The organism is Streptomyces sp. NPDC054847, from assembly GCF_053610925.1.
The window spans coordinates 1-4,315 of record NZ_JBSGZJ010000551.1 but is presented as its reverse complement, the minus strand read 5'-3'; the positions used below and the strand labels follow the sequence as shown (position 1 = coordinate 4,315).

At 71.3% G+C, this 4,315-nt stretch carries 6 protein-coding genes; 1 reads left to right on the top strand and 5 read right to left on the bottom strand.

What is annotated here, in order from left to right; genetic code table 11:
• Positions 1 to 31 precede the first annotated feature (31 nt).
• The 3 genes from ACWGH4_RS32130 to ACWGH4_RS32120 all read right to left on the bottom strand — a co-directional run bounded on the left by ACWGH4_RS32130 (position 32) and on the right by ACWGH4_RS32120 (position 2,070).
• Positions 32 to 799 carry an NPP1 family protein gene (locus ACWGH4_RS32130; RefSeq protein ID WP_453467078.1) on the bottom strand — a complete coding sequence of 256 codons (768 nt, stop codon included), beginning with the start codon at positions 797 to 799 and terminating at the stop codon, positions 32 to 34.
• A gap of 174 nt (positions 800 to 973) precedes the next feature.
• A complete protein-coding gene (locus tag ACWGH4_RS32125) occupies positions 974 to 1,375 on the bottom strand; it encodes an N-acetyltransferase family protein (protein WP_453467080.1) in 402 nt (133 codons plus the stop codon).
• A gap of 329 nt (positions 1,376 to 1,704) precedes the next feature.
• Complete coding sequence (locus tag ACWGH4_RS32120) at positions 1,705 to 2,070, bottom strand: hypothetical protein (protein ID WP_364593725.1); 366 nt, start codon at positions 2,068 to 2,070, stop codon at positions 1,705 to 1,707.
• Positions 2,071 to 2,413: 343 nt separating this feature from the next.
• Between ACWGH4_RS32120 and ACWGH4_RS32115 the strand changes: the two genes are divergently transcribed.
• Positions 2,414 to 2,923: an SRPBCC family protein gene (locus ACWGH4_RS32115; protein WP_453467075.1), complete on the top strand. Its 510-nt coding sequence runs from the start codon at positions 2,414 to 2,416 to the stop codon at positions 2,921 to 2,923.
• 153 nt (positions 2,924 to 3,076) lie between these two features.
• On the opposite strand, the gene ACWGH4_RS32110 is transcribed toward ACWGH4_RS32115, so the two are convergent.
• Both ACWGH4_RS32110 and ACWGH4_RS32105 read right to left on the bottom strand, forming a co-directional pair.
• The gene (locus tag ACWGH4_RS32110) at positions 3,077 to 3,991 is read right to left on the bottom strand and encodes a LysR substrate-binding domain-containing protein (RefSeq protein WP_441262464.1); all 915 of its coding nucleotides are present in this window, start codon (positions 3,989 to 3,991) and stop codon (positions 3,077 to 3,079) included.
• Positions 3,988 to 4,315, bottom strand: a 328-nt coding sequence (locus ACWGH4_RS32105) for an aminotransferase class I/II-fold pyridoxal phosphate-dependent enzyme (RefSeq protein WP_453467073.1), incomplete at its 5' end; no start/stop codon positions are given. The genes ACWGH4_RS32105 and ACWGH4_RS32110, both read right to left, overlap by 4 nt.

The window sequence follows — 4,315 nt, the reverse complement described above, 5'->3', positions numbered from 1 at the left end:
ACCGCGAAACGGGCGTCCGATCCCGGGGTCCTCAGGCGTGGGGGTCGAACGGGATACCGGCCGGCTTGGCCTTCTCCAGGTGGTAGTTGAAGTTCCCGTCCTTCAGGCCGAAGACGGCGCTGCCGAACTGAGCCTGGCTCAGCTTGTCGCGCAGGCCCGCCGGGTAGCCGTTCCAGCCGACAAGGCGGGGGAACTGCCATCCGTGGTAGTGGTTCTCCGGCGGCTCGTCGTTGGAGTTCGCCGGGCGGAAGCAGTGCGTGCCTATACCGTCCTTGTGGTAGACGATCTTGGGGTGTGTGCCGTCCCACCGGATGCGGTCCCGGCCGTGGATGTCGAAGTTGCCGTGGGCGGACGTGGACACGTACCGCGCCTCGTTGTTCTGCACCCACACCACGACGTGCTCCCAGTCATGGCGGTGACCGCCGAGTCCACTGCCGGCGACGGCCTGGTCCTTCTCGAAGTAGAGGCCGTACATGACCGCGCACCAGCCGTTGTTGCATTTGTGGCGTGCGTATCCGTTGGTGTTGTCGAGGTCCCATTGGTCACGGCACTGGCCGTTGACCGCACCGGTCGTGTTGAGTCCGGTGGCTATGGTCCCGTCCGGTCCGATGGCGGGTGTGGGATAGCACCCGTCCGTGTCGTAGTCGTAGGCCGGCTGGAAGGTCTGCTCCAGTCCGTCCGCGTTGGCGGGCAAGGCGGTGGGCGGGGCGGCGACAGCGCTGCCGGAAGACGCCATGACGAGCACGACGGCGCTGCCGAGAACGAGCGAGACCCTGCGGATACGTGATGTGCTGCGCAATGCGTCCTCCTGGTCGGCCGGCGGTGGGGCACGCGGCTCAATTGGCATGCCCACATCAACCCCAGCCAACCGCATTGACGCGACAGCACTTTGCCCGTCACCGTCCCGGGGCGGAGGCAGTGCGCAGCGTCGCACCGTGCGTGGTACTCGGCGCGCCGCCCGGCGTACCGGCCCTCAGGCCAGCCGGAGGTCGACGTAGGGCACGCTGTCGCCCGGCAGCAGATACCGTTCGATCTCGGTGAACCCCCGGGACCGGGCGAATTGGAGCCCGTCCTCGTTCGACGCGAGGACGACCGTCTCGATCACATCCGCGCCGAGTGCGCGCGCCTCTGCCAACTCCCGTTCGTAGAGCCGGCCGCCGATTCCCTGGCGACGGTGAGCGGGAAGCACCCTGGAGATCACCGTGGCGGTCGACGTGCCGTCCGCCGGCGGACGAACGGTCGAGCAGCCGACGAGGACGTCGCCGAGGTACGCCACGGTCAGGCGGTGGCGCCCGGAGCGCTCACGGACCTCGTCGAGCGACAGGAGGTGCGAAGGGATGATCGTGTTGTGGACGTGCTGCCAGTCACGGAGCATGGCATCGCCGTCCACCTGCTGGATGCGGAGTGGGGACACGGCCACAGAAGACCGTGTCCACCGCGAGCGCGTCAACTGCAATAGCGTTGCCGCAAGATGACAAGAAAGCGCGGCTGATCCCCCGCCCGCAATCACGGTCTCCCCCGCCGCCGCGAGCCACCCCTCCCGCCGGGACGGGCCGTCGCCTCACGCCGACCGCCACGGACCTCGCCGCCCGCCGTGATCGTCGGGACGGCCGTGGACGCGGTGACCGTGACCGCACATGGGTGGTGCAGCGGTGACCCCGTCGCCCCGCACGCCGTCGCGCCGTCACGCCGAGGAGCCGCCTGTCATGCCGAGGCGTCGTGGGCGGTGGCGGCGGCCGCGGCGGCGATCGCGCTGTCGGCCGTGGCGAACACACCCAGCGGGAAGCGGGAGGGATCGGCGCTCGCCCTCAGCACCCGACGCGCGGCGGCGCTCGGCGTGGCGACGGACAGGGGGACCCGCAGACCGCTGCACGCGCGATGGACGCGGAGCACCGCGCTGAGCGTGGCGGCGCCCACCATCGGCGCCGCGAGGACGACGACCACGGGCAGCGGCAGATGGCAGCGGACGAGACGTGCGACGTTCTCCGCAGTGACCGCCCTGGCGGTGATGTCGATGTCGACGCGGATCGTGACGACCAGGACTCCCCGGTCAACCGCATGAGTAAGCATCGCGATTCTCCGATCACGCGCCTTATGAGAGGTTTGGCCGTATTGAAGCTGCCCACGGGGCCGGTCCGCAAAGCGCCACGACGTGCTCCCGCGGAGACTTCTCGCTCGAGCCCCGGTCCTCTGTTCGCCCCAGCGGCAGTCCGCCGTACTGTCACGGTGCCAGAACGCGGCCGGCCACGGTCCTCGCCCCACCCTTCACCGCCCCCGCCGCATGCCGTACGCGTTTGCACCGCGTTGCCCAACAGCCGGGAATCCGAAGCGACTTGGACACGGACGCCCCTCGGCACGACGACGGGACGCGGCGCGATAACGTCGGACGCCCACGATGATCGGAGTCGTACGCATGGTCCGCATACTCAGCGTCTCGGACAGCGTCGTGATCGGCGCCGCCCCCTCGATGATCTACGCGCATGTGAGCAATCCCCGGCTGATGGGGCGCTGGAGCCCCGAGAACCGCGGCGCGACGGTGCGCAGCGGTGGCGAACAGGCCTACGTCGGCATGGTCTTCGACGGCCGCAACACGCGCGGGCCGGTGAGCTGGACCACCCGCTGCACCGTCACGGCCGCCGATCCCGGCGAGCGGTTCGCGTTCCGGGTACGCGCCATCGGCAGGCGGCGGCCTGTGCTGCCCGGACGCATCGCCACCTGGGAGTACCGCTTCGAGCGCGCCGCCGGCGGCGGGACGCGGGTGACGGAGACCTGGATCGACGACCGCCGCGCCTGGCCCGACGTCGTCGCCAACACCTTCGACAAGCTGGCGACGCGGGGGCACACCTTCGCCGAGTTCCAGCGCCGCAACATCCGTACGACACTGGAGAACCTGAAGAGGGCGATGGAGGCCGAGGTCTCCTAGGGCCTCTCGTGGGGATCAGGCCGGATCCGAACAAAAGACCCCAGCACCCCGGCCGGCCCGCCCCGGGCCGGGTGGTCCCCGGGTAGTTCTGCCGCGGTGGGGCCGCCCCCTGATCGCGGCCCGTGCGCCCCGTCCGGCGCCGGACGCCGTCGGTCAGTCCGTGGACAGACCCTGGGCGGTGTGCGCCAGGGCGTCGAGCACCGGCCGGATCAGCGGATGGTCCTCCGCGCCACGGCGGACCGCGGCGAACACCCGACGGGTGGCCGCCGGGCCCGCGACAGGACGTACGACCGTGTCGCGCAGCTCCATGCCGCGCAGAGCGGAGCGCGGCACGAGCGCGACCCCGGCGCCCGCTCCGGCGAGAGCGACGACGGCGCGGAAGTCGTCGGAAGAATGCAGCAGACGCGGCTCGAACCCGGCCAGCTCGCACGCCAACAGCACCATGTCGTGGCACGGGTTGCCCGGATAGGGCCCGATCCAGTCGCTGTCGGCGAACTCGGCGAGCTCCACACGGTCCTTCGCGGCGAGCGGATGGTCCGCGCGCAGCACGGCGTCGAACGGTTCCGCGTACAGCGGCACCCGGGCGAGCCGGCGGTCGCCCGCGCCGGGGGCGCCCCGGTACTCCACCGCGACCGCGAGGTCGGCTTCCCCGTCGAGCACCAGCGGCAGGCTCTCGTCGCCCTCAGCGTCCCGCACGCGTACCCGAATGCCGGGGCGGGTCTGCGAGAGCCGGTCTATGGCCGGGGCCACGACCTCGGCGATGCCGGTGGCGAACGCGGCGACGCTCACCTCTCCGGCCACGCCGCCCGCGTAGTCGGCGAGCTCCGCCTCCGCCCGTTCCAACTGTGCCAGGACGGCGTGGGTGTGGGTGAGCAGGATGTCGCCCGCCGCCGTCAGACGCACACCCTTGCCGCTGCGGATCAGCAGGGCGTGGCCGGTCTCCTGCTCCAGCGCGTTGAGCTGCTGGGACACGGCCGAGGGGGTCAGGTAGAGCGCGGAGGCCGCGGCGGTCACCGTACGGTGGTCCGCCACGGCCCGCAGAATTCGCAGCCGCCGGGGGTCGATCACCCGCCCATTGTCGCGCGTGCGTCGACGAAGGCCGCCACCGCCCGCGTCACGTCCTCGGTGGAGTGCGCCGCCGACAGCTGGACGCGGATCCGGGCCTTCCCCATCGGGACGACCGGGTAGGAGAAGCCGATGACGTAGACGCCGCGCTCGAGCAGCAGCTCCGCCATGCGTCCGGCTTCGGCGGCGTCGCCGATCATGACGGGCGCGATGGCGTGGTCGCCCGGCAGGATCTCGAAACCGGCCGCCGCCATCTCGGTGCGGAAGAGCTTGGTGTTGGCGGCGAGCTTGTCCCGCAGGTCCCCGGCGGACTCCAGGAGGTCGAGG

What these genes read in the sequence shown, in the direction of transcription:
- ACWGH4_RS32125 (WP_453467080.1), bottom strand. Translation starts at nt 1,375, where the DNA reads ATGCTCCGTGACTGGCAGCACGTCCACAACACGATCATCCCTTCGCAC.
- ACWGH4_RS32120 (WP_364593725.1), bottom strand. Translation starts at nt 2,070, where the DNA reads ATGCTTACTCATGCGGTTGACCGGGGAGTCCTGGTCGTCACGATCCGC.
- ACWGH4_RS32115 (WP_453467075.1), top strand. Translation starts at nt 2,414, where the DNA reads ATGGTCCGCATACTCAGCGTCTCGGACAGCGTCGTGATCGGCGCCGCC.